This window comes from Paenibacillus aquistagni (assembly GCF_900177815.1).
Taxonomy (GTDB): Bacteria; Bacillota; Bacilli; order Paenibacillales; family Paenibacillaceae; genus Paenibacillus_B; species Paenibacillus_B aquistagni.
In genome coordinates this window covers 1,710,384-1,735,358 of record NZ_FXAZ01000001.1, presented here as the reverse complement: position 1 = coordinate 1,735,358, position 24,975 = coordinate 1,710,384, and the positions used below count along the sequence as shown (strand labels likewise).

Genomic DNA, 24,975 nt, shown 5'->3' with positions numbered 1-24,975 from the left:
CAACTTTCTAACAAGTTATACGTCTATGATTATGTATGTGTAAACACAGTCATGTTCACATGCATGGTGATGGATAAATCGTAAGATAGAATGATTGATGGATGAGGAGATCGGATCATGAGCATGAAGTGGAAAAGTCTACTATTAGCTTGTTTGCTGGCTACACAGCTAACAGGAGTGGCCAATGTAGCTTCGGCAGAAGCAGCTCGGGTGCCTGCTCAAGCAGACAGCCAGCAATCTAGTGAACAACCAAGTCAAGGAGAGGGGACCCATGTGAACCCTGCTTTGAATTCGAACGAAGGTCAGCGCAATAAAGCTGTAGAAATGGAGAATCCGGAGCAAGAGGCTGAGGAATATCAAGGTTCTGAAGGGTTGGTAGGCAGTGAAAGCAACGCCGAGACTGAATCAGGACAAGATCAAGCAGCAGTGAATGCATCGGGCATTGATACTAGCATTTATGGCGATGATATTCTTGTCATTGTTGCGAACAGCAATCTGATGGTTCTAAACAATGTAGAGTACCGTGCGCCGCAGCCAATTACCGTTAAAAATGGCGTTTCCTTTGTTTCCTTGCGAACGCTTGTTGAACGCTTCGGAGCGCAGCTCGATTATGATAGCAAGACGAAGGAATCGATTATTTCCTTTGCGGGCAAGGAGCTTCGTTACCAGATTGGAACAAAGTCCTATAAGGTGGATGGCACTGCCGCAGCAATGAGCGGAACCTCATATTTGCAGGATGGGACCTTTATGGTGCCGCTTACTTCAGCGCTGCAAGCGTTCCAAATGCCGTATAAGTGGGAGGCGGCAACGAAGCGAATCATCGTTGAGCTTGCTGCAGAGCCCGTTGCGAAGTTCACAATCGCTCCAAAAGACATTTATGCGACTCAAACAGAGGTGAAGGTGACAGACGAATCCTACCATCCTCGTGGTCTTAAGATTATTAATCAGGAGTGGACAGGACTTGAAACCTACTATGCAGAGCCAGGGCTGCATACCGTAACCCTGCGGGTGCAAGATGAATCTGGTGCATGGAGTGAGCCGTACAGCGTTTCGTTCAATGTACTGCCTAAGCATGAGCCGCCAGTCGCTGATTTTAAAACGGATAAAGAGACGTATAAGATGGGTGAGCTCATTCAATATACCGATCTCAGCTCCGCTGATCAAGGCTTTACGCTCGAATACGAATGGAACAACAACAAGCCGGCTTTCTTCGAGCCAGGCCGCTATACCATTACGCTTCGCGTCACCGATAATCTTGGTTATCAAAATGAGATTGCGAAGACGATTACGGTAACGAATGATCTTCTTTACACCTTCGAGGAGTTCAATCTTGTCTACTCAAAACCAGGCGAGGTATATGACTTCAAGGGCAGCTCGATTACATCGATGAAGCTTCTGAAGCCAACGATTCGTCATAACCAGCGCACGATGTTCCGTTCCAATAGTCCAGAGTCTATTGTCGAGAATGGCATCATTTATCAAGATACGATTACGGGCGGCACACGGATCTTCATGCATCATAGGAACGCAACAAGCAAGAACATGAACTTATATATTGTGGTTAAAAATATCTCCTCTACGCCTACAACGGTAGAAGTAGAGCATTATGGATTAGCAGGTCCGAACCCTTATCCGCAGGAGACAGGAAAGCGCGCTGCGGTGAAGTACTTTGACTCCTTCCGCAATATTAGCGGCATCATGTCTCAGCAAGTATTGAAGCCGGGCGAAGCCAAAGTATTTATTCCTGAGCTTAGCCAAACGCCATTGAAGCCAGAACATATTTATTCGATGTATGCGGACTTCTTTGCGAACAATAATGTTCAATACCAGATTGTGGCGCTTGATTCCAACAAGGATGTCATGAAAGAGCTGTCCAAGCTTGAGATTCTTGAATCCAAGGACAATCATATTCGCGGAACCTTCAACAATGCTGATCGTACCTTTACCATTGATGAGCTTATCGGGGACACCGATGCTCGTCTCGTATTCGGCGACAATACGAATGACCCGATAATTCAGGGCTGGGATGCTGTTACAGGCCAACAGCGCAAAAATGCAGGGAACTACGGCGTATTGTACAAAGTAACCTTGAACCGTGTGGCGCCGAATACCGCCATTTCCTTTAACGGACGCGGCGGCTCTTATGCGGGAGCATTGCTTGTCAACGGAGAGACCGTTCAGCTTCCGACGAATGGCGTGCTAAGAGACGCGAACAAAGCCAACATCGTCTATCGCACTGGGGACAAAGAAGAGAAGGTAGAGATCCTGTTCACACCAGCAGCAGGAAGCTCCATGCCTGTTAACCTGATCTTCCAACAGATCCCGAAGGCGCACTCCTAAAGCGTTGATTTACATGTCTTATCTTATTATATAGCTGTACATTGAAGCAGGGGAGTTAATGCTCCTCTGCTTTTGTGCTGCTGCTGGAAGCCCTTGGTTTGACAAGGAAAGTCAGATGGAGCATTATAGAAGCAGGAGGGGCTTAACAATGTTGAACACTCAAGAAATCTTGGATCGCATGTCGGAAAAGGGTCTTCGAATTACCGATCAGCGCCGCACGCTTGCTAAGCTGTTTGCAGAGACAGATGGTTATTTGTCGCCGAAGGACGTCTATGAGTATATGGGCCGCCAGTACTCGGGGCTAAGCTTTGATACGGTATATCGCAATCTTCGGGTGATGCATGAGCTTGGTGTGCTGGAGCAGATTGTGTTTGAAGATGGGATGAAGTTTCGTGTGCATTGCGCTGCTGGCGAGCACCATCATCATATGATCTGCTTGCAATGCGAGAAGACGTATCCCATTCACTTTTGCCCTATGCCGATGACAGATGTGCCGGGAAGCTTCCAAGTGGTTAAGCACAAGTTTGAGGTATTTGGCTACTGTGAGACTTGCCAACGAGAGGATCACCCGTTGAAGTCAGGTGGGAACGAATGAGTGAATCCCATGACGAATCGTTAAAGCCACATGACAGCAGGAATTCTTTTGGCCTCAGAGTGGCTAAGGCACCGGTGCTTTTTTATCGTCGCTATATATCACCGCTCAAGCCGCCGACCTGCCGCTTCTATCCGACCTGCTCTCAGTATGCGCTTGAAGCCATTGAGGTTCATGGTGCAGCGAAGGGAAGCCTGCTAGCGATGAAACGGATTGCCAAGTGTCATCCCTTTCATCCTGGTGGAATTGACAAGGTTCCTCCGAAGCAGCAATAGGGCTGTAGTGGTTTTTCGTATTCAAAGTCCAATGAATGGATAACCTATAACAAGGACTGTCCTTGACAGGAGTACAATCCTTGCGATATATTGATCATAATATTGTGAATATTCCCTATGAATGGATGAGTATGAGGTTGAAGCCATCTCAGAGAGCCGGCGTTTGCTGAGAACCGGTATGGCCTTGCTTCAGAAGATGGTCCAGGAGGGTCCTGACTCGAGCGCGTTCTATTCTTTAAGAGCCGTAAGGATCAGGCGGTTCGTTCCCGTTACGGAATCTGTGCTGTGTTTACACAGCTGCAATGAAGCCGTTATGCATTCATGATGTCTATCTATTCATAGGCATAGCGGGAATTTGGGTGGTACCACGTGAGCTAACTCTCGTCCCAAGCGGGTGAGGGTTTTTTTGTGTTCTTTTTTAGATTAAGCACAAGATCTAAGTTGGCTTAAGTTTAAGCTTGTTGAATTTATGGAGGAGGTTATACAAGATGTGTGAACAGAAGACGTTTTATATTACGACGCCTATTTATTATCCAAGCGCCAAGCTGCATATTGGCCATGCGTATACGACAGTTGCCGGTGATGCGATGGCACGCTACAAGCGCCTTAACGGCTATGATGTTCGTTACTTGACTGGTACCGACGAGCATGGTCAAAAGATTGAGAAGAAGGCGAAGGAAGCGGGAGTAACGCCGCAGCAGTTCGTCGATGACATCGTAGTAGGGATTAAGGAGCTGTGGAGCAAGCTTGATATATCCTATGACGATTTTATTCGTACGACCGAAGAGCGCCATAAAAAAGTAGTCGAGGCCATTTTTGACCAACTCGTTCAGCAAGGCGACATTTACAAAGGCACTTATGAAGGCTGGTACTGCACGTCCTGCGAATCGTTCTTCACCGAACGCCAGTTGGACAACGGACGCTGTCCGGATTGTGGCGGTCCGGTTGATCTTGTGAAAGAAGAAAGCTATTTCTTCCGCATGAGCAAGTATGCGGATCGTCTCTTGCAGTACTACGAAGAGCATCCAGACTTTATACAGCCAGAGTCCCGCAAAAATGAGATGATCAATAACTTTATTAAGCCAGGGCTGGAGGATCTTGCCGTATCCCGTACCTCCTTCGACTGGGGGGTTAAGGTTAAAGGTGATCCGAAGCATGTTGTATACGTATGGATTGATGCATTATCCAATTATATTACAGCTCTTGGCTATGGCACTGAAGACACGACGCTGTATGACAAATATTGGCCTGCGGATGTTCATCTTGTAGGTAAAGAGATTATTCGCTTCCATACGATCTACTGGCCGATTATGCTTATGGCGCTTAATCTTCCGCTTCCGAAGAAAGTATTCGGACATGGCTGGCTCCTGATGAAGGACGGCAAGATGTCCAAGTCTAAAGGAAACGTTGTCGATCCTGTGAAGCTGATTGACCGTTATGGATTGGATGCGCTTCGCTATTACTTGCTGCGCGAAGTACCGTTTGGTTCGGATGGGGCTTTTACGCCTGAAGGCTTTGTAGAGCGTGTCAACTTCGACCTGGCAAATGACCTTGGCAACTTGCTGAACCGTACTGTAGCGATGATTGACAAATACTTTGACGGTGTTATTCCGACGTACGAAGGACAAGTGACGGCTTACGATCAGACACTTGAGGATTTTGCGGAGGAGACATTGAACAAGGTTGATGAAGCGATGGAGAATATGGAGTTCTCGGTTGCGCTCAGCGCCTTGTGGCAGTTTATCAGCCGCACGAACAAATATATCGACGAGACGCAGCCTTGGGTGCTCGCCAAGGATGAAGCGAAGCGCGGTGAGCTCGCTTCTGTCATGAACCATCTGGCAGAGAGCCTTCGCATTGTCTCGATCGTGCTGCAGCCGTTCATGACCCAAGCTCCTGCGAAGATTTGGAGCCAGCTTGGCCTTCAAGCTGGAGAACTGACAGCATGGCAGTCTTCGCGAACTTTCGGCATGATTCCTGCAGGGACGAAAGTAGTGAAGGATCAGCCAATCTTCCCTCGTCTTGAGGTGGAGGCTGAGGTTGCGAATATCTTGGCAGATATGGGTGGTGCGAAAGCACAAGTCGCGGCTGAAGAGCCCGTTACGCTTGCTAAGGCAGAGGTAGAAGCTGAAGAGGTTGAGCATCTGCCTGAGATCGGGATTGACGAATTCGCGAAGATCGAGCTTCGTGTAGCACAAGTGAAGCATGTAGAGCCTGTACCAAAGGCCAATAAGCTCCTGCGTCTTGAACTGGATCTTGGCTACGAAGAACGTCAGGTCGTATCTGGCATTGCACAGTTCTATAAGCCTGAGGATCTTGTTGGCAAAAAGGTCATTGTCGTTACGAATCTGAAGCCGGTGAAGCTGCGCGGCGTTCTCTCTCAAGGGATGGTGCTTGCGGCATCGAAAGACGGCGAGCTTACGCTTGCAACAGTAGCAGATAGCATGCCGAATGGCGCGATTGTAAAATAAACGCGTGAGCGTTCGATAACGTAAGAATAGCCGCTGCATTCTTGTTGAAGGATGCGGCGGCTATTTGCGATTATGTTGCTGTATTACTGCAAATAATAAGGCAGGCTGACTTCTTTGGATGGTTAATAGTAATATTTACGAATAAAAAGATTGACAGCTCAACGAACTCTGCCTATAATCTTAATAGTAATCATTACGAACAAAAAGAGCGTATTGATTTACATAGTACAGGGAGTTAAAGGAGAGATTTGTATCGTGAGAGTAACACCGAAAAGGAAGTCCGCGCTGTATGTTATTGCTTCAGTCATGATGGCAAGCCTGCTTATTTTCACTGCAGGCTGTGGAAATACAAGTCAGGGGAAGATTGTAGAAGGCAAAGTTAATGTTGTGACCAGCTTTTATCCATTATATTATATGGCAAGCGAGATAGGCGGAGATGAGGTTAATGTGATGAATTTGATCCCAACCGGGGTCGAACCGCATGATTGGACGCCTAAAAGCCTAGACCTTCAAAATGCATCTAAAGCACAAGTTCTCATCTATCAAGGTTCTGGCTTCGAGGGCTGGATTGATGATTTTAAGAAGGGGCTGGACTCCAATTCACAGGTTAAGCTGGTGGAAGCAAGCACTGGCATCTCGCTGATTGCTTCAGAGGAGTCAGAAGCGGACCACGATCACGATCATGATGGCGATGCGCATGATGAGGCTGCGGAAGATCACGATCATGCAGCGGAAGAAGCGCATGACCATGCCCATGATCATGGCGGAGTAGATCCTCATACTTGGGTAAGTCCGAAGTCTGCGTTGATTATGGCTAAGAATGTCAAGCAGGCGCTAGTTGATGCGGACCCGGCTCACGAGAGCCTTTATGAAGAACGTTACCAGGCTTTACATGAGAAGCTCGAGGCATTGGATCAGCAGTATATGGATCAGCTTGCGGACTTGAGCCATCGAGAGATTGTCGTTTCTCATCAAGCTTTTGGTTATTTAGCACGGGATTATCAGCTTGCTCAGCACTCCATTATGGGCTTGTCTCCAGAAGCGGAGCCAACTGCGCAAGAGCTTGTGCGTTTATCCAAGCTTGTGAAGGAACAAGGTTTGAAGTATATTTTCTTTGAGGAGTTAGTTACCGACCAGCTTGCATCAACCTTGGCGAATGAAGCAGATGTGGAGACATTAGTGTTGAATCCGCTTGAAGGATTGACAGAACAGCAAGAGCAGGCGGGGGACAATTATATTTCGCTTATGGAACGTAATCTAGAGAATCTGGTGAAGGCTCTCAAGTAAGCGGAATCGCTACAAGGCGAGGAAAGCGAGCGAATCACATGAATGAATGGAATGAATGCCACAATGAAATTATTTCATTAGAGCATGTTGCTTATCGATATGACAATCAAAATGTATTCGAGGATGTTAATTTCAAAGTATACGAACGTGACTTTGTAGGACTGATTGGATCAAATGGCGCAGGTAAGACGACTCTGCTGAAATTGATGGTAGGCTTGCTTAAGCCTACCTCAGGCGAAGTACGATTATTTGGAACCCCAGTGCGGCAGTTCAAGGACTGGGAGCGAATCGGTTATGTGCCGCAAAAGAACAGCTTCAACCCGCTGTTTCCTGCGACCGTAATGGAAGTCGTTCAATCAGGCATGTATAACCGGCGGAAGATGTTCCGTCGGTTGACGCATGAGGACAAAGAAAAATGTCTGGATGCGTTGAAAGTGATGAAAATTGAGAATCTAGCTGACAAACGCATCGGACAACTATCCGGTGGTCAGCAGCAGCGAGCCTTTCTGGCCCGAGCAATGGTGAATAAGCCAGAGCTGCTCATTCTGGACGAGCCGACTGTAGGCATTGATATCGAGACGCAAAAAGACTTCTTCAAGCTCCTTCAGCATCTTCATGCCCATCATGAGATGACATTTATTATGGTGTCTCATGATTTGGAACTGGTCAATTCTTGGCTTGGGTCCGAGCCTGTTCAGTGCTGCGGCAAATTGAATTTTTACCGTAAGCATTCCCATGATCAACCGTGCATCGAGCAGGATCTAACCCATAGCGTGATGAGCTAATTCCATGTTAAAAAAGGAGTACTTATGTTAATCGATATCTTAACCTCACAATTTTTCCAGCGTGCATTGCTGGGCGGTGTCTTAATTGGTGTGACGGCCCCAATGCTTGGCATCTTTCTTGTGCTTCGGCGGCTGTCCATGATCGGTGATACGCTTGCACATGTAACGATTGCAGGCGTGGCCTTAGGATTTCTAATCGGGGTATATCCCATTTGGGCAGGGCTAGTGTTTGCACTTATTGGATCATTTGCCGTGGAGAAGCTCCGCAAAGCGTATAAGACATATGCAGAATTGTCCATTGCGGTGATTATGTCGGGAGGCGTTGCGCTTGCCTCTTTATTCTTTACATTAGGGCGCAACTTCAATGCGAATGTGAATAATTATTTCTTTGGCAGCATTTATACGTTAAATATGCTTGACTTGGCGATTGTCGGTATGGTTACCTTGATCGTCATTGGCTTTATGATGGTCTTCTTCAAAGAAATGTTTTTATTAAGCTTCGATGAAGACACTGCAGCTGTTAATGGCTTGCCTGTTCGATGGTTCAATCTTGCTTTGACAGTGCTGACAGCCCTTGTCATTAGCGCAGCGATTAAGATTGTCGGTGCATTGCTCGTGTCCGCGCTCTTGACGATACCTGTCGCTATCAGCTTGTTGATTGCTAGGAGCTTCAAGAAAGCCATTATCGTATCTGTGCTCGTGTCAGAGTTGGCTGTAATTGGCGGATTAATTGCTGCTGGGGTATGGAATCTGGCGCCTGGCGCAACGATTGTGCTGCTGCTGATCGCCATCCTTATCATAACGATGCTTGTACGCAAAGGGATAAAGGTATAAACTGTCAATATGACCTAGTGATATGGAGGCAGTGAAGCGATGACCGTAACGGTATGGATTGCGTTTTGGGCAGGCATGGTTTCCTTTATTTCACCTTGCTGCCTGCCTTTATACCCTTCTTATTTGTCTGTTATTACCGGGATGTCTGTAAATGAGCTGAAGAATGAGCGAACGAAGCGAGAGGTGCGTTGGAAGACGATCAGCCATACGCTATTCTTCATTCTTGGCTTTAGTGCGGTATTTTACACGCTTGGTCTGAGTGCGGGGGTATTCGGCAGCTTGCTTGTTCAATATCGCGATGTGGTAAGACAGATTGCAGCACTTTTAATTATTTTTATGGGATTGTTTTTGCTAGGCATTTTTCAGCCGCAGGTTCTTCTTAAGGAGCGCAAATGGCAGCTTGCAGGCAAACGGGGAAGCTATGTGGGCTCTTTCCTGTTTGGCGTTGGCTTTTCCGCAGGATGGTCTCCATGCATTGGGCCTATCCTGGGCGCCATTCTCTCGCTCGCAACACAGGACCCGGGCTCTTGGTTCTGGTTGTCAACCGCATATGCCGCTGGTTTTGCGATCCCTTTCTTCATCTTAGCATTCTTTATTGGCTCCACACGATGGCTGACGAAGTACTCCGCGCTCTTGATGAAGATCGGCGGGGTGCTCATGATTGTGATGGGTGTGCTGCTCTTCACTGATCAGCTCACCAAGATTAATATCTGGCTGTTACAATTCACACCGGATTGGCTGTTGAATAATACATAGCGCCTTATGCAACGGCGAAGACCACGAACACTTGAGTATCGTGGTCTTTTCATCATTTTGATTATAATCCCTAGGTAAAGTATAGAATGCGTGCTGTTGGAAAGTAATGATAAATTCTAGCTGAGATATAGTCTTTCAATTCTCCTGCCTGCTCATCAGGGTAGACATATTTGCCTTGGCCGTAACGCCCCCATTTGTATTTTCTCTCCTCTTCATTCATCACAAGCTTCGTGTTCGGATAGCGCTTCAATATGACGGATTTGGCGGTCTTTGTGAATCGATGCTGAATGAGCTCAAAGGACAAATCCCATCGAATATCTTCAGGCAGCTCTTTGGCTAACCGCGCAAACAGCTCTTCGTAACCTTCTTTCCAGCCCTCATAACGATAAATCGGGGCAACGAGGAAGCCTAAGGGGTAACCTGCGCGAGCGATCTTGCCGGCTGCCTTGATTCGCTCTTCGAAGCGCGACGTAGCAGGTTCAAAGTTGCGGATCACATAGTCTGCATTGATGCTGAAACGGACTTCTGTGTGCTTGTTGTGATGAAGGGAGAGCAGCGGTTCAACATGATGAAATTTGGTTACGAACCGAAGTCTTCCATGCTCTTCTTCAGCCATCTTTTCAATCAAAAAGGAAAGATTGCCTGTAATATGCTCAATGCTTAGTGGATCTGATGTACAGGACGCTTCAAAGCGAGTCCGTTCTGGCTTGCGTTCTTCTATATACTGCTTGGCATGATCCCAGACCTCATCCACGTTGACATAGACACGAATATAAGGCTTGGCACCTAAAGTTGTTTGCAAATAGCAATAATGGCAATGTCCGATGCAGCCTGTCCCGATTGGAATGGCATATTCAGCAGAGGGCTTTGATTGATCGAATTTTAATGTCTTGCGAATGCCTACGACAAGCGTTCGTTTGGCTAGACGGTACTTTTCCGTCTCGGTATCGCCTGGGAAGTTCATGATTCGATTATGGGAAGTGGTCATCTGATAATCGATTCCTTGCTTTTGCACCCAGTCTAAGATCTTTTTGCCTTTTGGATATTGAAGTGCATCAGGCTCAAAGTAGACCAAATCAGGGATAAAGAAGCCGGTTGTTTTGCTTTTTTTGCTTTTTTTCATTTTTTGATCGTCGCTTGTGCTTTTTCGAGCTCTAATGATGGTTGGTTCTGATGCAGTGATGGGCATGCGATAAGCTCCCTTCTTTTTTTGTGAAGAGGATCGGTATGGACAATGAGGTGTTGAATTGAACTTCGTAAGCATACAGGGATAATCGTTAATGGTCTTTACTATTGTGGGCTAGACAAGGGGAAATCACGAGAGGAAAAATTCAAAAAAACTGGCTAAGGTTGAACTTATTGTCCAAACCATGTAAAATAATAAGAGTTTCTTGTTTGATAATAGGTTGCAAGTCGGCTTTGAATGTGATGAAATGAGGGAATTTGATGCCAACACCGAGCATGGAGGATTATTTGGAGCGCATCTACAAGCTTATCGATGAGAAAGGGTATGCCCGAGTATCGGATATAGCGGAAGGGCTGGAGGTTCATCCTTCATCCGTGACAAAGATGATACAAAAGCTCGATAAGGATCAATATCTGATCTATGAGAAATACCGCGGCCTTGTGTTGACAAGCAAGGGAAAGAAGATCGGCAAGCGTCTTGTTGATCGTCATCAGTTACTTGAAGAATTCTTAGGCATGATCGGTGTGCAGAAAGAATTTATTTATACGGATGTTGAAGGAATAGAGCATCATCTTAGCTGGGATTCGATTGCGTGTATTGAATCTTTGGTTCAATACTTCAAGCAAGACCCGACCCGTGTCGAGGATTTGCGAAGCATTCGTGCCGAATTAGATAAAGACTCCTAAAAAATCTGTTTCAAGCGAAACAGATTTTTTATTTTGTGCGTCTAACTATATATGAATCTATGATTCATAATACATAAGAATGGGAGAATATCATCATGAAAAGATGGAGACAGAAGCTGCTGCTTGGGTTGGCGGCTCTGGTTATGTCAACCATTATGCCGTGGAGTGCGGTTCATGCCGACACGCAAATTCGGGTACTGATTGACAACAAAAAACTAGCGACAGACGTTCAGCCTTATCTGGAGAACAATATTACGATGCTGCCTTTTAGAGCAATTGGCGAGGCGCTGGGCGCCAATGTCGAATGGAAGCCAGAGAACAAGCAGGTCGAGTTCAGCAAGGAGACGACCCATATTCAATTCACGATCGGAGAAAACAAAGCGATCGTAAATGGTGAGGTTGTTGCGCTCGATATGGGGGCAAAGAACAAGAACGGGCGAGCTATGGTTCCGCTGCGCTTCGTTGGCGAGAGTCTTGGTGTTGTTGTGAATTGGGACAATTTGACGAAGACGGTCAAGATTACAACAGGAGAAGAGCAGCATGTGCAGGAAGTTCGCGGAGCTTGGGTATCAACAGTCTATAACATTGACTGGCCAAGTGATCCGAAAAAAGGCTTTGATGCGGACAAGCAAAAGACGGAGTTCATCACACTGTTAGACAAGCTGAAGGGGATGGGACTGAACACGGTATATGTTCAGGTTCGTCCTACAGCAGACTCGTTTTATCCTTCCAAGCTGTTTCCGTGGAGCCAATGGCTAACTGGAACACAAGGCAAGGACCCAGGTTATGATCCTCTTGCCTTCATGATTGAGGAAGCACATAACCGGGGAATGGCGTTTCATGCATGGTTTAACCCGTATCGCGTGAGTGTGCAAAATGATATCACAAAACTGTCGGCAGATCATCCGGCCAGAAAGAACCCGGACTGGGTAGTGAAGGACGGCAATCTGCTATTGTTTAATCCGGGCGTTCCAGCTGCAAGGGAATTTATATTAAAAGGCATAATGGAAGTTGTTGCTAACTACGATATTGATGGCGTTCATTTTGATGATTATTTTTATCCATACGGCACAATCCCATTTGAGGATGAGAAGACATATGAAGACTATAATAAAGTGTTCAGCAACAAGGCGGATTGGCGCCGAAATAATGTAAACCTGTTTGTGCAGCAGGTGAAGAAGAGCATTGATGCAGTCAAGCCTCAAGTGGAATTCGGCATCAGCCCGTTTGGCGTATGGCGTAACGCCAGTGTCGATCCAACGGGCTCCAATACGAAGGCAAGCATCACGAGTTATGATTCGCTGTATGCCGACGTACGCAAATGGATTCAAAATGGCTGGATTGACTACGTGATGCCTCAAGTTTACTGGCATATCGGCCATACGGCAGCCGATTACAAGACGGTTGTGGATTGGTGGCTTAACGAGACAAAAGGCACTGGAGTCGACCTTTATATTGGTCATGCCGCTTATAAGCTGGCGGATGCGAAAGAGAAGGATTGGGCTACTGCTGATACCTTAATCAAGGAATTGGATTATATCGCTCAGTATGAGCAGATCTCAGGCGCTGTATTCTTTAGTGCCAAGGATCTTGTCAACAATACAAAGCAAGTAGCTGATCGCTTGAAGCAATATTATGAAGCGCCTTAACTTCATGGCTTAATCCATATCTGCATCTATACATCATCTATACACATATCCCTCCCATTTACTGCATACATAACAGTATGCAAGATGCGTGCTGATGAGGCTCAGATGAGCGTTTCTTCAAGTATCTGATCTCGTTTCCCATGGGAGGGGTAACAGATGGAGATCAATGCGGTGTTTGAAGGCGGAGGTGTAAGAGGGATCGCGCTGGCGGGAGCCATACACGCTGCGGAGCAAGAGGGGATTACCTTTCATCGGGTGGCGGGCACTTCCTCAGGAGCAATCGTAGCTTCCTTGGTGGCAGCAGGATATACGGCTGAAGAAATGAAAGATATTATTTTGACAATGCCCTTTTCCTCATTTCTAAAGCGAGCTTCGATCTTTAATATCAAGTGGATTGGGCCAGCAATGAGACTGCTTCTTCGAAAAGGGCTGTACAGCGGGGATGCGCTCGAATATTGGATCGACGAGCTGCTGCGCAAAAAAGGCGTGAGAACCTTTGGCGATATAGGGAAAGATCGCCTGCGCATTATCGCATCTGATATTACCAACGGCCGCATCGTTGTATTGCCGGATGATCTTCATCAATACGGCATTCAGTCGAAGCATTTTCCGATAAGCAAAGCTGTGAGAATGAGTACAAGCATTCCTTATTTTTTCGACCCTGTGATGATGAGGGAGCAATTGAAGAGCGGAAGAAAAAAGCCGTTTCGCAAGTCGTTCACCTATATTGTGGATGGCGGCCTGCTCAGCAACTTCCCGCTATGGCTGTTCGAGGATGAGACCGATCCCAGAACCAAACGCATGGTTCCGACGATAGGCTTTCAGCTCGTAGGGAAGAATGAAGGCCAGCCTCATTCCATTCATGGCTTGATATCCATGCTGCAGGCCATGGTCGAGACGATGCTGTCCGCGCATGATGAGCGATATATTGAACAGCGCAATCGGTTCCGCACCATCAAGATTCCTACATTAGGGGTGGGGGTTACCCAATTTGATGTATCCGAAGAGATGAGTCTTGCGCTGTATCAATCCGGAGAAGCAGCCGGTCAAGCCTTTTTTGATCAATGGACCTACACGCAGTATGAGCACATGTTCAAGCAGTATACAACAAAGCCGAATATACATGTTCAGTTCAGTAAAAAAGGAGAAGACCATTGATGTCTTCTCCTTTTACTATGCCTATTGCTTATTCACCAGATTGTGCGCGCGACTTGCCTTTATGTCCTTCAATGACTTGAAGCTTCGCTTGGGACTTCTTGCGAACCGCCTTAACCGGCTTTGCTTTTTGCTTGTGCTGTTGTGTCATGGCCTTAACCTTTGCCTCTGTGCGAGCAGATTTCTTGACTCGCGGCTTCGAAGTCTTAGGTCCCCACTTGTAGGCAGCAAAGATGATGACGACGAGCACGATGGGAATGATAAACATTGACGGATTCGTGCCAATTTGACTGATCAGCCCGATACCTGCAAGTGCAAGCAGAACGAAAATAAGCCAAGAGGGAATCTTCATTCACATCCATCCCTTCATCGTGATTGGTCCATTCAGGATACTTTATTCAGGCTCATTTGCTGATCGAGCTCCAGCATGCGCTTGAAGCTTGCGATAGATACTTCTACCATATCATCCGTCGGCTCTTTGGTAGTAAGTTTTTGCAGCCACAGCCCTGGATAACCCAATAAGCGCAGAACAGGAATCTCGCGAACTGCGTTCGTCATGCGAAGCACTTCATAGGAGACGCCGATGACCACAGGCAGCAGCGCAAGGCGCCATAAGACGCGATCCCAGAGCGTGTCATAGCTGACAAAGGAATAAATGATGACACCGACGATAACCGTAAATACGATGAAGCTGCTTCCACAACGATAATGGAGCCGGCTGAATTTTTGGACATTGCTGACCGTAAGCTCGACGCCTGCTTCATGTGCGCTTATCACCTTATGCTCTGCTCCGTGGTACATGAATAGCCGTTTGATTAGCGGTGTTAAGGAGATCACATACAAGTAAACGAGCAGTAAAATGATTTTAATAACACCTTCAATCATCGTATGAAGAACCTTGCCATCAAATAACTTGCCGAACAAAATCTGCTCAATAATTGCAGGAGTTGCGGTGAAGATGACTTTGCCAAAAATAAAGGATAAGATCCCGACGACGGCCACGCCAAGCACCATAGTCATATCCCAGCCTTTTTTCTCAGACTCCTCAATCGGTCCTTCTTCATCTTCTGCGTACTTCTCTGTTGCGAAGTTCAGATGCTTCGCTCCTTTAGCGCTGGAATCTATAATGGATACCAGACCTCGTATAAATGGAATCTTCTTTAGCGTTTTTACCCATTCCTTATCTGCACGAGGCACTTCGTAAAAGGATATTTCATTGTTTTTGCGTCGAACAGCTGTCACATTGACATGACGGCCTCCCATCATGACCCCCTCAATGACGGCCTGTCCGCCATAAATAGCCGCTGCTCCTTGGTTGTTAGACAAATCTTTCACCTTCCTCATCCGTAACACTCAGACTTAATGCCCTTTTGCATAGTCTTATTGTAGCGAAAATATAACGTTCGCGCTACTGTATGCAGCTGCTAGGCATCTGGTCCGCATGAATCATCTGGCAAAGCATTCACACGGGCGGGATTGATAACTTGCGCTTAGGCTTATTGTCTCATGAAAAGAAAGTGAAGGGCGCATACTAATTTTATTCATCAACCTGACTTTCAAGAATAAGGGAGGCTTCAGCATGAAGGAATTTCAATATCGCAGAGAGCAGAACAATAAGGACACGCAGCAGCAGCGTACAAATCCTTTTTTGTTTGCTGTTCGGCTTGGATTTTTTGCAGGGTTGATTTGGGGATGCATGCGATGGATGTCTTATGCCTTGAGTTTTACGAAAGTGGTTCCAGGTTTTTTGGTCGAGCCCTTTTACAGCCATAAGTATCTGTTGACATGGAAGGGAGGAGTTGTGGGTCTAGTATCCTTTATCCTGTTCTCTATCGTGGCCAGCTTGATCTATACCTTTCTATTCAAAAAATATACGGGGCCTTGGGGCGGGATGATTTATGGCTTTGTGTGGTGGCTCCTCTTATTTGTTGCATTTGGTCCCATGATTGGGTTGATGCCTCAAGTGACCAAGACGACTTGGAATACGATTTGGACAGACAGTTGTCTGTTTATTTTGTGGGGGCTGTTCATTGGCTACACCGTTGCAATGGAGTTCAATGATGAACGCCTGCGCGAACCGGATAATCAATCGAATGGGAGCAATATGAACAATCAACAGCCAAGTCCTTCTACGCAATAAGTGATCCTAAAGCATGCTCCTTTGCTTTTTTTATCATCGTGTACGGATTGTATCCGCTCTAGTGCTTCTCAATCGCCTTATCGTATGATAAAATACGTGAGTATTCGTCTGCACACCATCGGCAGATTGCCGCTGGATCTACATAGGAACAAACGCGAGAAGCGTGTATATTGACGGGTGGGAGAAGAGGATGACTTCTTACTTAGTAGTGAATGGACCGAATTTGAATATGCTCGGCATACGTGAGCCTGAGGTGTATGGCCGCCATACCCTTGCTGATATTGAGGCAGAGCTAAGCGCTCTTGCTGAGGAGCTAGGCGTTGCTCTAGTCTTTTTCCAGAGCAATCATGAGGGAGCTGTCATTGATCGCATCCACGAAGCTTATGGACAGCTAGACGGCATTCTTATTAATCCAGGAGCATGGACGCATTACAGCTATGCCCTGCGGGATGCTATAAGCACAGTCGGATTGCCGACGGTTGAAGTTCATATGTCCAATATTCATAAGCGAGAGGCATTTCGCCATCATTCTGTGATCGCTCCAGTTGCAGTGGGACAGATCGCGGGATTCGGTTCACACAGCTATACTTTAGGGCTTTATGCGCTCCATCAAGCCGTTATCAAGTCCAAGGAACAGTAGCATTCACCACGAGGGATGAAACGAGAACAGGAGATGATCGCAATGAGTAATGCACGTGTAGAACGACTTCGCAAGGAGATGGACGAGCGTGGTTTGGAGGCGATTTGGATCGCCAGTGAGATTAACCGTCGCTATATGACGGGCTTCACAGGTTCCTCCGGCTACGTACTGATCACGAAGGATCGTGCGATCTTATTGACGGACTTCCGTTATATGACGCAAGCCCCTGAACAGGCTGCTGGCTTTGAAGTCATTCAGCATGGCAAGGTAACGGATACACTGAAGGAACTGCTGCACGACAATGGCATCAAGACGCTTGCTATGGAGCAGGATCATGTAAGCTATGCTTCTTTTGTACAGTATCAAGAAGAGCTTACGCCTGTGGAATTGGTGCCAACGAGCGGAATCATTGAGAACCTGCGCCGCATCAAGGATCAATCAGAGATTAAGATTCTGAAGGAAGCAGCAGAGCTCGCAGATCGGACTTTCAGCCATATTCTGAGCTATTTGAAGCCTGGCGTATCGGAGATGGATATTGCGCTTGAAATGGAATACTTCATGCGCAAGAATGGCGCGACTTCAAGCTCGTTCGATACGATTGTTGCATCAGGAGAGCGTTCTGCTCTGCCTCATGGTGTAGCCAGCGAACGCATCATCAAAGGCAATGAGTTCGTTAAGCTGGATTTTGGTGCATATTACAAAGGGTATTGCTCTGACATTACGCGTACGGTATTCTTAGGTACGCCGACAGACAAACATAAAGAGATCTACAATATTGTTCTTGAATCTCAGCTGCATGCGCTGGAGCACATCCGTCCAGGCATGACCGGCAAGGAAGCTGATGCGCTGTCTCGTGATATTATCGAGAAGCACGGCTATGGTCCGAACTTTGGGCACAGCCTTGGACACGGTATCGGTATGGAAATTCATGAATCGCCTAATTTGGCAAAAACAAGCGATATGGTGTTAGCTCCCGGCCATGTGGTAACGGTTGAACCGGGTATTTATGTACCTGGCTTTGGCGGTGTTCGCATTGAGGATGACATTGTCATTACAGAGAACGGGATTGAAATAATAACACATTCTACCAAAGAGTTGCTGCTGCTGGATGTATAGTCAAGCTCAGCATGTACGTTTTCTAGGAGGGAAATTTAGTGATTTCAGTTAACGATTTTAAAACAGGCTTGACGGTTGAAGTAGACGGCGACATCTTCTCCGTCATCGAATTCCAACACGTAAAACCAGGTAAAGGCGCTGCTTTCGTTCGTTCCAAGCTTCGCAATCTGCGCAATGGTAACGTAACAGAGAAAACATTCCGTGCTGGCGAGACGATCTCCCGTGCACAAATCGACAATCGTGAAGTGCAATACCTGTACAACAGCGGTGACGAATATACGTTCATGGATAACGAATCCTATGATCAATTCTCCTTGTCCAAAGATCAATTGGAATGGGAATTGAACTTCTTGAAGGACAACAGCATTGTTAATATCGTCAGCTATCAAGGCGAGATCATCGGTATTAACTTGCCAAACAGTGTTGAGCTGAAAGTTATTGAGACAGAGCCAGGCGTTAAAGGTAATACGGCACAAGGCGCGCTTAAGAGCGCAACGGTGGAAACAGGCCTTAACGTTCAAGTTCCGCTCTTCATTAACGAAGGCGATGTGCTTCTTATCGATACACGCGAAGGCAAATATATTTCCCGCGCTTAGTAGGGGGCATGGATCCTCCATCTATGGTAATAAGGCTGCTGTGCTGCCCGTTATCGTAGATGGGGGATTTTTTGTTTGCGACCGCATAAAACGAATATTCCAGCGCTTCAGTATATTTTCCATGCGGATCCGTCAATCTTTTTCCACCGCTTTGGGAAAGATGTGGTATAATATGCAATTAAATAAATACATTCCGTCGGGATTGGAGTGAATCTTCTGTGGCATTATTCGTAATGAAATTCGGGGGAAGCTCTGTTGGGGATACCGAACGCATGAAGCGGGTCGCCAAGAGAATTGTGGAGAAGAAAGAGGAAGGCCATCAATGTGTTGTTGTTGTGTCTGCTATGGGAGATACGACGGATGAACTGATTGATAAGTCGAAGCTGTTATGCGAAGCGCCTCCAGCGCGCGAGATGGACATGCTGCTCACCACTGGAGAGCAGATCAGCGTTGCCCTGTTGTCAATGGCTATTCATGGCCTAGGACATGAAGCGGTTTCTTTCACAGGCTGGCAGGCTGGCTTCAAGACGGATGATACCCATTCCAAGGCGCGTATATTGGATATTCAGCCAGAACGTGTTAAGCGAGCAATTGATAACGGTCGCATCGTGATCGTTGCAGGGTTCCAAGGAATGTCGGATCAAGGGGAGATTACGACCCTTGGCCGAGGAGGCTCTGATACGACAGCGGTTGCTTTGGCGGCTGCAATTGAAGCAGATGTATGCGAAATCTATACGGACGTGGACGGCATCTACTCGACCGACCCTCGTATTGTAAGATGCGCTCGCAAGCTTAAAGAAATCTCGTATGACGAGATGCTGGAGCTGGCACATCTGGGAGCGGCTGTACTGCATCCAAGAGCGGTAGAGTACGCGAAGCACAACAATGTATGTCTGGTCGTAAGATCAAGCTTTAATCATAATGAAGGAACGGTCGTGAAGGAGGATGCAGTCATGGAGCAGGGAGTCGTTGTAAGCGGAATCGCATATGATAAAAATGTAGCGCGTATTAGCATTCTAGGCGTGGTTGATCAGCCTGGCATATTGGCAACGGTATTCGGTGCATTGGCCGATGCTGGCATTGATGTCGATATTATTGTGCAAAGCGGTGTCATGGATGGCGAAGCGGACTTCTCATTCTCCACAGCTCGTGATGATCATGATCGTGCGATTGCTGTGCTTGAAGGGCTGCGTGCTACGCTCCCATACCGTGAAGTAACATCTGAAGTTGATCTTGTAAAGGTGTCCATCGTAGGCGCGGGCATGGTCAGCCATCCAGGTGTTGCAGCTAAGATGTTCGAGGTCATCTCCGGAACGGGCATCAGCATTAAGATGGTCAGCACGTCTGAGATTAAAGTGTCCTGCGTTATTGCAGACAACAAGCTGCAGGACGTGGTCACAGCCTTGCATACGGCTTATGGCCTTGATACCTTGGAACAGGCCTACGTCGGTGGTCCACAAGATCGTCGTTAAGCCACAAAGAGCAGCTTGGAAGATGAATATGACATGCTTGTCTGATATTCATCTGGTTAACCTCCTTTTGAGGTTATCCAGTTAAATACTTGAATAAGGATTGCGGTGATGCCTGCTGCCATTAAGGGGCCGACAGGAATTCCGCGCATAAAGACGATCCCGATGATCGAGCCTGCTACAAGGCCAATGATCATTTGAGGATCGTTTTTTAATAGATCAAGCCCTTGATTATTCATCAGTGTTGCAATTGCACCGCCAAGGATAGCCAAGATGCCTGTCCAGGATGTAAGCGTCCGAACGACATCCTTGTATGTGACATGTTCAGCGGCAAAGGGAACGAGAACGGCAATTGTCAAGAATAACAAACCTAGTTCCATGCCTCTGCGCTCAATGGAAGGCAAGAACCGTTCAAGCTGAACCAACTTGACAATAAGAAGGATACAGGCAGCCGTCGTCAAAATGGAAGAGCGGCTCACAAGTCCGATGACAATGAGTGTAACGAGAACGAGTTCACCATTCATAATCGTGCTCCTTTGATCAAAGGTTCGACGCCGATTCTCTATGCATCGTCTAAGAATCGGCGCTGAACTGGGAGTGAGTACAAGCTACATATTAGATGTATGAGCACTGCCCCACAGATTAGAACAACGCATGATGATGAAGGGATTGAAGCAGGTATCCCGGTGTTATATTGCAAGAGAGAAAGGGATCATCATATGCCTATCAAAGCGGGGGACAAGTGAGATGGCATTCAATTGGGCACAATGCTCAATGTCTTGGGCATAGCCGATCTTCATCAAGCGTCTGCCGCTAGCACAATCCATCAAAGCCATATGCATATTGTCTTGATGATGTCGATACGCGCTCAGGACCATTTTTCCAAGATCATTGTATACAAGATTCAACTCCGATGGGAGAGGCAGGTGCAGCATCTCATGAAGGATCATGCCGGCACATATTCCATCTTCAAAGGCAAAGTTGTCTTGTGTGCCCGCACATAACAGTGCGATATCATTGCGAAGCTTAAGCGCAGTCATGGCGCAAGCCTTGGCATTCAGGAGGCTTCCTGCAAAGATATACTCTGCCTTCAAGGACTTTTGGATGGCGCGTGTACCGTTCGTTGTGGTCAGAATAATTCTCTTGCCTTTCATACTTGCTCCCGTATATTCGAGCGGGGAATTGCCAAGGTCAAATCCAGGAATCTTCTTGCAGTACCGCTCTCCTCCAAGCAGATCGTGTGTTCCGGCGCATTGCTTGGCTTGACCGATTGTCTCTACAGGAATCACGCCTGAGGCTCCGTGAGCAAGTGCGGTCACGATCGTGCTTGTCGCCCGGAGAACATCAATTACAATTACGGTACGCTGACTCAGATCAATGGCTCTAGCTTCGTTGATACTGGCGATAACATCTATATGCATCGGTGTATACCTCCTTCCTACTCGAAGTGGACGACGATAGCTAGAAGCATGAGGAAGAAATGAACTAAATGTCATAATGATAAGCGACATGGTCGATCATCGTGTCTGATCGAAGCCCCCGCCGCAGCGCCTCCAATGCGATGATATCCTGAGATCCTACATTGCCAAGACTAACATTCGTGCCTGCTCGCTTTAGAATAAACAATTGCTGGTTTTTATTTGGAGCCTCCCACATGAGCTGATCTGGATGAGGAATGCTGTTCAGAATGGCATCGACTAGTTCTTGGTCACAGCTTCCGTTCGAATGATAGATTCCCACACCTGCCCCAGATTCACGGCCCTCTAGCGTCATCCATTCTGCACCGTTTGCCAGATCTTCCAAATACGTTTCTGCAAGCTGATCCAGTACGAATTCACTGTGCTCAAGTTTTTTTCCGTACTCCGTGCTGACGTGAAATCCATATTGAATGGCTAAGTGGATCAAGGTGTTGCGTTCCTTGCGTGACAGCGAGATCGTCCCATCCGATACTTCAATGGCGTTAAATCCGAGTGAACGCATCATATGGAAAAAGTCATGGACAACACCTTGGATAAAGGCAAGCTCAAGCAGTGTTCCTCCTGGCATAATCAGCAAATTATGTGCTTTGGCAAGCTTCGTTTTTGCTTCGATAATTGCTCTTGGAACAATCACACTCGTGCCGAAGCCAAGTTTGATCACATCCATATGTTCATGAGAGGTCATGATCATGTCCTCAAATGCATGCATGCCCATTCCTTTATCCATCACCATGGTTAAGCCGGCTGCTCGCGGCTTGCTCAAGCGGCTGCAGCTAGGATCAAGCAGCAGCTTAGGCCAATCCAAAGCGGGACTTGTAGGATTCATTTCTCTTCCTCCCATTCTTATCAGCGAGGTCTATTGATGGAGTATATATGCAAGCAATATATGCGTGCCCTCCCTGACAGGTGCCTATTCATCCATGAGATGTATTGCTGATCGATAGCTCTAAAATGTACAGCCGCTGCATAGCATGTACTAACCTGATCTATGAGAAAGGAGGGGCACCAATGCCTTGGGATAAATTTGTGCTGAGCATGGCAAGCCTGCGAATGGTCTCTGGAAGCTTGGAGCTACTTGCTGCAGTCCTGATGCTTCGCTTCAACAATCCTGAAAAAGCGCTGCTTGTGAATTCCATGCTTGCGTTAGTTGGTCCAATGGTATTGATTGCAACAACGACCATTGGCCTGATTGGTATTGCTGACAAGCTGAGTTGGGGGAAGTTTATTTGGATTGGCTTTGGCGTGATGTGCCTGCTAATCGGCATTCTGAAAAAGTAGTGCGTTGTTCCATAGTCATAAGGTGAAGGGATGTCCCATACATATCAGGTATGGACATGTTCCTAGTCAAGTTGACTGTGTGACAAAAGGAGAGCGTTCGTCATGAAACGAAATGCAAACTGGTCGCTCATCTTGCCTCCAGAAGTGCGGGCGATGATCATGTCGCTGCCAGATCGCGTGCTCGCAGAGCTAGAAGAAGTTCGAGTGCGTGAGGACAGGCCGCTTGAAGTTATTTTTGGCGGAAGCTATGGATTTGTAACGAGTGAAGGGAAGCTGACGGATCTGTCTTCTGGCGCCTACAAGCCGAATAAGGAGGATTGTCATCGATTGCTTGATCTTATGACCAATCATTCCTTATATACGATGGAAGAACAGCTTCGGAGAGGGTTTGTCACGGTGGCAGGAGGGCATCGTGTCGGGATGTCTGGTCGCACCGTCTTGTCACAAGGCAAGGTGAGTCACCTTCGAGATATTGCAGGCTTTAACATTCGCATTGCTAGAGAAGTTAAGGGAGTTGGGAAGCCAATTCTTCCTTATTTATTGGACTTTGGTCAGAAGGGTGTGCATCACACGTTAATCGTATCGCCGCCACAGCATGGGAAGACAACGCTCCTTCGAGATTTGGTGCGCATGATCTCAAGTGGAGAATGGTGTCATGCTGATGCAACTTGGAAGGCAATGAAGGTAGGCGTTGTAGATGAGCGTTCCGAGATTGCCGGCTGCATCAAAGGTGTGCCGAGCTTCGATCTTGGGGTGAGAAGCGACGTGCTGGATGGCTGTCCGAAGGCCGAAGGCATGATGATGCTAATACGTTCCATGTCTCCTGAGGTGCTCGTCGTAGATGAGTTTGGACGAATGGAGGACGTTCTGGCAATGAGAGAAGCGATTCATGCGGGCGTATCGGTCATTGCGACAGCCCACGGACAAGCGCTCGACGAACTGGTCAGACGACCGGGCTTAAGCGAGCTGCTGACAGAAGGCGTATTTCGTCGAATCGTGTTCTTGCAAAGGACAAAGAAACAAATGACGTTTCGAGTGTTTGATGAAAAGAAGCGAGCCATGCTGATCGATACGGTGAGGGGTGGTGCTCGTGTTTAAAATTATGGGTGCTGCCATGATTATTGCAGCAGCCACAGCGATCGGCTGGGTGCAGTCGTCCAGCTATGCCTCGCGAGTTCGTCAGATCAGACAAATGATTCATGCATTAGAGCGGCTGGAAACCTCAATCATGTATGGCTATACACCGCTTGATGAGGCCTTTCGGGATCTGTCCCACCAGGCTGCCGCTCCCTTGAAGCAGGTGTTCGGCTATGCTTCTGATCTCATGCAGTCTAGAGCAGGGGTGACTACAGCAAAGGATGCATGGGAGAAGGCGCTTCACGTTTACAAGGGAAGGCTTTCCATGAAAGACCAAGACCTGCGCATATTATATGAGCTTGGAGCAAGCTTAGGGGTTAGTGACCGCGAAGATCAACGCAATCATTTGAGACATGCTGTGAAGCGGCTGGAGCAGGAGGAAAGTGCAGCAAGAGATGATTACTTGCAATTCGGCAGGATGTCGAAAAGTCTAGGGGTATTAAGTGGAATTATGCTCGTTATTCTGATGTATTGAGGTGCTGCGGCATGAATGTGGATGTCAGTGCAATCTTTCAAATTGCCGGAATCGGCATCATTATTGCCATGATTCACACCGTCCTTAAGCAAATGGGGAAGGAAGACATGGCCCATTGGGTAACTGTCATTGGCTTCGTGGTGGTGCTGTTTATGGTCGTTCGCTTGCTGGATCATCTTTTCCAAGAAATCAAGACCATTTTTCTCTTTCAGTAGGTGAAGCGCGATGGAAATTATTCAGATCGTCGGTCTTGGACTCATTGCAGCGATACTCGTACTTGTCGTCAAGGAACAGAAACCGATGTTCGCATTTCTTATCGCGACGTTTACGGGTATTGTGATCTTTTTGTTTCTCATTGGGAAGATTGAATCCGTTATTCAAGTGCTTGAGGATCTAGCTGAGCGATCAGGCATTGAACCGGTGTATTTAAAAACGATACTCAAAATTATCGGCATTGCCTATATTGCGGAATTCGGCGCTCAGATCGTACGTGATGCTGGTCAGGATGGTATTGCCTCCAAGATCGAGCTCGCTGGCAAAGTATTAATTATGGTGCTTGCCATTCCCATCATTAGTGTCGTCATCGAAACGGTTATGAAACTGCTGCCTGCATAAAGGAAGGAGGAGTAT

General features: G+C 47.1%; 27 protein-coding genes and 1 other annotated feature. Of the genes, 21 read left to right on the top strand and 6 right to left on the bottom strand.

The features are described 5' to 3' along the window. Positions 1 to 117 precede the first annotated feature (117 nt). The 8 genes from B9Y93_RS08200 (at position 118) to B9Y93_RS08165 (ending at position 9,340) form a co-directional block, all read left to right on the top strand. Positions 118 to 2,340 carry a stalk domain-containing protein gene (locus B9Y93_RS08200; protein ID WP_244903316.1) on the top strand — a complete coding sequence of 741 codons (2,223 nt, stop codon included), beginning with the start codon at positions 118 to 120 and terminating at the stop codon, positions 2,338 to 2,340. A gap of 148 nt (positions 2,341 to 2,488) precedes the next feature. Continuing rightward, a complete protein-coding gene (locus B9Y93_RS08195) occupies positions 2,489 to 2,935 on the top strand; it encodes a Fur family transcriptional regulator (RefSeq protein WP_085493795.1) in 447 nt (148 codons plus the stop codon). Next, entirely contained in the window at positions 2,932 to 3,207 is a 276-nt protein-coding gene (yidD, locus tag B9Y93_RS08190) for a membrane protein insertion efficiency factor YidD (protein WP_085493794.1), read from the top strand. The genes B9Y93_RS08195 and yidD overlap by 4 nt, the downstream gene beginning before the upstream one ends. A 108-nt stretch (positions 3,208 to 3,315) precedes the next feature. Next, positions 3,316 to 3,599, top strand: a binding site (T-box leader). Between the two features lie 96 nt (positions 3,600 to 3,695). Further along, complete coding sequence (metG, locus tag B9Y93_RS08185; RefSeq protein WP_085493793.1) at positions 3,696 to 5,678, top strand: methionine--tRNA ligase; 1,983 nt, start codon at positions 3,696 to 3,698, stop codon at positions 5,676 to 5,678. Positions 5,679 to 5,933: 255 nt separating this feature from the next. Continuing rightward, complete coding sequence (locus tag B9Y93_RS08180) at positions 5,934 to 6,965, top strand: metal ABC transporter solute-binding protein, Zn/Mn family (RefSeq protein ID WP_425320334.1); 1,032 nt, start codon at positions 5,934 to 5,936, stop codon at positions 6,963 to 6,965. 38 nt (positions 6,966 to 7,003) lie between these two features. Next, on the top strand, positions 7,004 to 7,750 hold the full coding sequence (locus B9Y93_RS08175; protein WP_085493792.1) for a metal ABC transporter ATP-binding protein: 747 nt from the start codon (positions 7,004 to 7,006) through the stop codon (positions 7,748 to 7,750). 24 nt (positions 7,751 to 7,774) lie between these two features. Continuing rightward, positions 7,775 to 8,584 (top strand): metal ABC transporter permease, encoded by an 810-nt coding sequence (locus B9Y93_RS08170; RefSeq protein WP_085493791.1) that lies wholly within the window; start codon positions 7,775 to 7,777, stop codon positions 8,582 to 8,584. Positions 8,585 to 8,623: 39 nt separating this feature from the next. Next, positions 8,624 to 9,340 carry a cytochrome c biogenesis CcdA family protein gene (locus B9Y93_RS08165; RefSeq protein ID WP_085493790.1) on the top strand — a complete coding sequence of 239 codons (717 nt, stop codon included), beginning with the start codon at positions 8,624 to 8,626 and terminating at the stop codon, positions 9,338 to 9,340. A 70-nt stretch (positions 9,341 to 9,410) separates the two neighbouring features. Here B9Y93_RS08165 and splB read toward each other — a convergent pair whose 3' ends face one another. Then, positions 9,411 to 10,463 carry a spore photoproduct lyase gene (gene splB, locus B9Y93_RS08160; protein WP_085494025.1) on the bottom strand — a complete coding sequence of 351 codons (1,053 nt, stop codon included), beginning with the start codon at positions 10,461 to 10,463 and terminating at the stop codon, positions 9,411 to 9,413. 323 nt (positions 10,464 to 10,786) lie between these two features. On the opposite strand from splB, the gene mntR reads away from it, so the two are divergent. The 3 genes from mntR (at position 10,787) to B9Y93_RS08145 (ending at position 14,019) form a co-directional block, all read left to right on the top strand. Continuing rightward, complete coding sequence (gene mntR, locus B9Y93_RS08155) at positions 10,787 to 11,212, top strand: transcriptional regulator MntR (protein ID WP_085493789.1); 426 nt, start codon at positions 10,787 to 10,789, stop codon at positions 11,210 to 11,212. 95 nt (positions 11,213 to 11,307) lie between these two features. Next, positions 11,308 to 12,861 carry a family 10 glycosylhydrolase gene (locus B9Y93_RS08150; RefSeq protein WP_085493788.1) on the top strand — a complete coding sequence of 518 codons (1,554 nt, stop codon included), beginning with the start codon at positions 11,308 to 11,310 and terminating at the stop codon, positions 12,859 to 12,861. Between the two features lie 156 nt (positions 12,862 to 13,017). After that, positions 13,018 to 14,019, top strand: coding sequence for a patatin-like phospholipase family protein (locus B9Y93_RS08145; RefSeq protein WP_085493787.1), 1,002 nt, complete (start codon positions 13,018 to 13,020; stop codon positions 14,017 to 14,019). 28 nt (positions 14,020 to 14,047) lie between these two features. On the opposite strand, the gene B9Y93_RS08140 is transcribed toward B9Y93_RS08145, so the two are convergent. Beyond that, positions 14,048 to 14,368, bottom strand: coding sequence for a hypothetical protein (locus B9Y93_RS08140; RefSeq protein ID WP_085493786.1), 321 nt, complete (start codon positions 14,366 to 14,368; stop codon positions 14,048 to 14,050). A 32-nt stretch (positions 14,369 to 14,400) separates the two neighbouring features. Continuing rightward, a complete protein-coding gene (locus B9Y93_RS08135) occupies positions 14,401 to 15,282 on the bottom strand; it encodes a DUF1385 domain-containing protein (RefSeq protein WP_240968203.1) in 882 nt (293 codons plus the stop codon). Positions 15,283 to 15,595: 313 nt separating this feature from the next. Between B9Y93_RS08135 and B9Y93_RS08130 the strand changes: the two genes are divergently transcribed. From B9Y93_RS08130 to B9Y93_RS08110, 5 genes are all read left to right on the top strand, one after another. Next, a complete protein-coding gene (locus B9Y93_RS08130; protein ID WP_085493784.1) occupies positions 15,596 to 16,156 on the top strand; it encodes a YqhR family membrane protein in 561 nt (186 codons plus the stop codon). A 190-nt stretch (positions 16,157 to 16,346) separates the two neighbouring features. Continuing rightward, positions 16,347 to 16,796 (top strand): type II 3-dehydroquinate dehydratase, encoded by a 450-nt coding sequence (gene aroQ, locus B9Y93_RS08125; RefSeq protein WP_085493783.1) that lies wholly within the window; start codon positions 16,347 to 16,349, stop codon positions 16,794 to 16,796. A gap of 42 nt (positions 16,797 to 16,838) precedes the next feature. After that, positions 16,839 to 17,912, top strand: a complete 1,074-nt coding sequence (locus B9Y93_RS08120) for a M24 family metallopeptidase (RefSeq protein WP_085493782.1) — start codon at positions 16,839 to 16,841, stop codon at positions 17,910 to 17,912. 38 nt (positions 17,913 to 17,950) lie between these two features. Then, positions 17,951 to 18,508 (top strand): elongation factor P, encoded by a 558-nt coding sequence (gene efp, locus B9Y93_RS08115; RefSeq protein WP_085493781.1) that lies wholly within the window; start codon positions 17,951 to 17,953, stop codon positions 18,506 to 18,508. A gap of 218 nt (positions 18,509 to 18,726) precedes the next feature. Beyond that, positions 18,727 to 19,980, top strand: coding sequence for an aspartate kinase (locus B9Y93_RS08110; RefSeq protein ID WP_085493780.1), 1,254 nt, complete (start codon positions 18,727 to 18,729; stop codon positions 19,978 to 19,980). Positions 19,981 to 20,036: 56 nt separating this feature from the next. Here B9Y93_RS08110 and B9Y93_RS08105 read toward each other — a convergent pair whose 3' ends face one another. From B9Y93_RS08105 to comA, 3 genes are all read right to left on the bottom strand, one after another. Continuing rightward, complete coding sequence (locus B9Y93_RS08105; protein WP_085493779.1) at positions 20,037 to 20,501, bottom strand: DUF441 domain-containing protein; 465 nt, start codon at positions 20,499 to 20,501, stop codon at positions 20,037 to 20,039. Between the two features lie 165 nt (positions 20,502 to 20,666). Further along, a complete protein-coding gene (locus B9Y93_RS08100; protein ID WP_085493778.1) occupies positions 20,667 to 21,398 on the bottom strand; it encodes a 2-phosphosulfolactate phosphatase in 732 nt (243 codons plus the stop codon). Between the two features lie 64 nt (positions 21,399 to 21,462). Then, the gene (gene comA, locus B9Y93_RS08095) at positions 21,463 to 22,281 is read right to left on the bottom strand and encodes a phosphosulfolactate synthase (RefSeq protein ID WP_085493777.1); all 819 of its coding nucleotides are present in this window, start codon (positions 22,279 to 22,281) and stop codon (positions 21,463 to 21,465) included. Positions 22,282 to 22,463: 182 nt separating this feature from the next. Between comA and B9Y93_RS08090 the strand changes: the two genes are divergently transcribed. The 5 genes from B9Y93_RS08090 (at position 22,464) to spoIIIAD (ending at position 24,960) form a co-directional block, all read left to right on the top strand. Continuing rightward, positions 22,464 to 22,733 carry a YqhV family protein gene (locus B9Y93_RS08090; RefSeq protein WP_085493776.1) on the top strand — a complete coding sequence of 90 codons (270 nt, stop codon included), beginning with the start codon at positions 22,464 to 22,466 and terminating at the stop codon, positions 22,731 to 22,733. Positions 22,734 to 22,835: 102 nt separating this feature from the next. Then, positions 22,836 to 23,831 (top strand): stage III sporulation protein AA, encoded by a 996-nt coding sequence (spoIIIAA, locus tag B9Y93_RS08085; RefSeq protein ID WP_085493775.1) that lies wholly within the window; start codon positions 22,836 to 22,838, stop codon positions 23,829 to 23,831. Then, positions 23,824 to 24,345, top strand: coding sequence for a stage III sporulation protein SpoIIIAB (gene spoIIIAB, locus B9Y93_RS08080; protein WP_244903315.1), 522 nt, complete (start codon positions 23,824 to 23,826; stop codon positions 24,343 to 24,345). Before spoIIIAA ends, spoIIIAB begins: the two co-directional genes overlap by 8 nt. Before the next feature lie 11 nt (positions 24,346 to 24,356). Continuing rightward, positions 24,357 to 24,560: a stage III sporulation protein AC gene (spoIIIAC, locus tag B9Y93_RS08075; protein WP_005546700.1), complete on the top strand. Its 204-nt coding sequence runs from the start codon at positions 24,357 to 24,359 to the stop codon at positions 24,558 to 24,560. Between the two features lie 10 nt (positions 24,561 to 24,570). After that, complete coding sequence (gene spoIIIAD, locus B9Y93_RS08070) at positions 24,571 to 24,960, top strand: stage III sporulation protein AD (protein ID WP_085493774.1); 390 nt, start codon at positions 24,571 to 24,573, stop codon at positions 24,958 to 24,960. Positions 24,961 to 24,975: the final 15 nt, after the last annotated feature.

Bases quoted from the DNA above. Each gene is read 5' to 3' on its own strand.
- B9Y93_RS08200 (WP_244903316.1), top strand. From the start codon at position 118: ATGAGCATGAAGTGGAAAAGTCTACTATTAGCTTGTTTGCTGGCTACA.
- B9Y93_RS08135 (WP_240968203.1), bottom strand. From the start codon at position 15,282: ATGATGGGAGGCCGTCATGTCAATGTGACAGCTGTTCGACGCAAAAAC.
- comA (WP_085493777.1), bottom strand. From the start codon at position 22,281: ATGAATCCTACAAGTCCCGCTTTGGATTGGCCTAAGCTGCTGCTTGAT.
- metG (WP_085493793.1), top strand. From the start codon at position 3,696: ATGTGTGAACAGAAGACGTTTTATATTACGACGCCTATTTATTATCCA.
- B9Y93_RS08150 (WP_085493788.1), top strand. From the start codon at position 11,308: ATGAAAAGATGGAGACAGAAGCTGCTGCTTGGGTTGGCGGCTCTGGTT.
- yidD (WP_085493794.1), top strand. From the start codon at position 2,932: ATGAGTGAATCCCATGACGAATCGTTAAAGCCACATGACAGCAGGAAT.
- spoIIIAA (WP_085493775.1), top strand. From the start codon at position 22,836: ATGAAACGAAATGCAAACTGGTCGCTCATCTTGCCTCCAGAAGTGCGG.
- B9Y93_RS08140 (WP_085493786.1), bottom strand. From the start codon at position 14,368: ATGAAGATTCCCTCTTGGCTTATTTTCGTTCTGCTTGCACTTGCAGGT.
- B9Y93_RS08165 (WP_085493790.1), top strand. From the start codon at position 8,624: ATGACCGTAACGGTATGGATTGCGTTTTGGGCAGGCATGGTTTCCTTT.
- splB (WP_085494025.1), bottom strand. From the start codon at position 10,463: ATGAAAAAAAGCAAAAAAAGCAAAACAACCGGCTTCTTTATCCCTGAT.
- B9Y93_RS08100 (WP_085493778.1), bottom strand. From the start codon at position 21,398: ATGCATATAGATGTTATCGCCAGTATCAACGAAGCTAGAGCCATTGAT.
- spoIIIAC (WP_005546700.1), top strand. From the start codon at position 24,357: ATGAATGTGGATGTCAGTGCAATCTTTCAAATTGCCGGAATCGGCATC.
- spoIIIAD (WP_085493774.1), top strand. From the start codon at position 24,571: ATGGAAATTATTCAGATCGTCGGTCTTGGACTCATTGCAGCGATACTC.
- B9Y93_RS08145 (WP_085493787.1), top strand. From the start codon at position 13,018: ATGGAGATCAATGCGGTGTTTGAAGGCGGAGGTGTAAGAGGGATCGCG.
- mntR (WP_085493789.1), top strand. From the start codon at position 10,787: ATGCCAACACCGAGCATGGAGGATTATTTGGAGCGCATCTACAAGCTT.
- B9Y93_RS08120 (WP_085493782.1), top strand. From the start codon at position 16,839: ATGAGTAATGCACGTGTAGAACGACTTCGCAAGGAGATGGACGAGCGT.
- B9Y93_RS08105 (WP_085493779.1), bottom strand. From the start codon at position 20,501: ATGAATGGTGAACTCGTTCTCGTTACACTCATTGTCATCGGACTTGTG.
- B9Y93_RS08175 (WP_085493792.1), top strand. From the start codon at position 7,004: ATGAATGAATGGAATGAATGCCACAATGAAATTATTTCATTAGAGCAT.
- B9Y93_RS08170 (WP_085493791.1), top strand. From the start codon at position 7,775: ATGTTAATCGATATCTTAACCTCACAATTTTTCCAGCGTGCATTGCTG.
- B9Y93_RS08090 (WP_085493776.1), top strand. From the start codon at position 22,464: ATGCCTTGGGATAAATTTGTGCTGAGCATGGCAAGCCTGCGAATGGTC.
- aroQ (WP_085493783.1), top strand. From the start codon at position 16,347: ATGACTTCTTACTTAGTAGTGAATGGACCGAATTTGAATATGCTCGGC.
- B9Y93_RS08130 (WP_085493784.1), top strand. From the start codon at position 15,596: ATGAAGGAATTTCAATATCGCAGAGAGCAGAACAATAAGGACACGCAG.
- B9Y93_RS08195 (WP_085493795.1), top strand. From the start codon at position 2,489: ATGTTGAACACTCAAGAAATCTTGGATCGCATGTCGGAAAAGGGTCTT.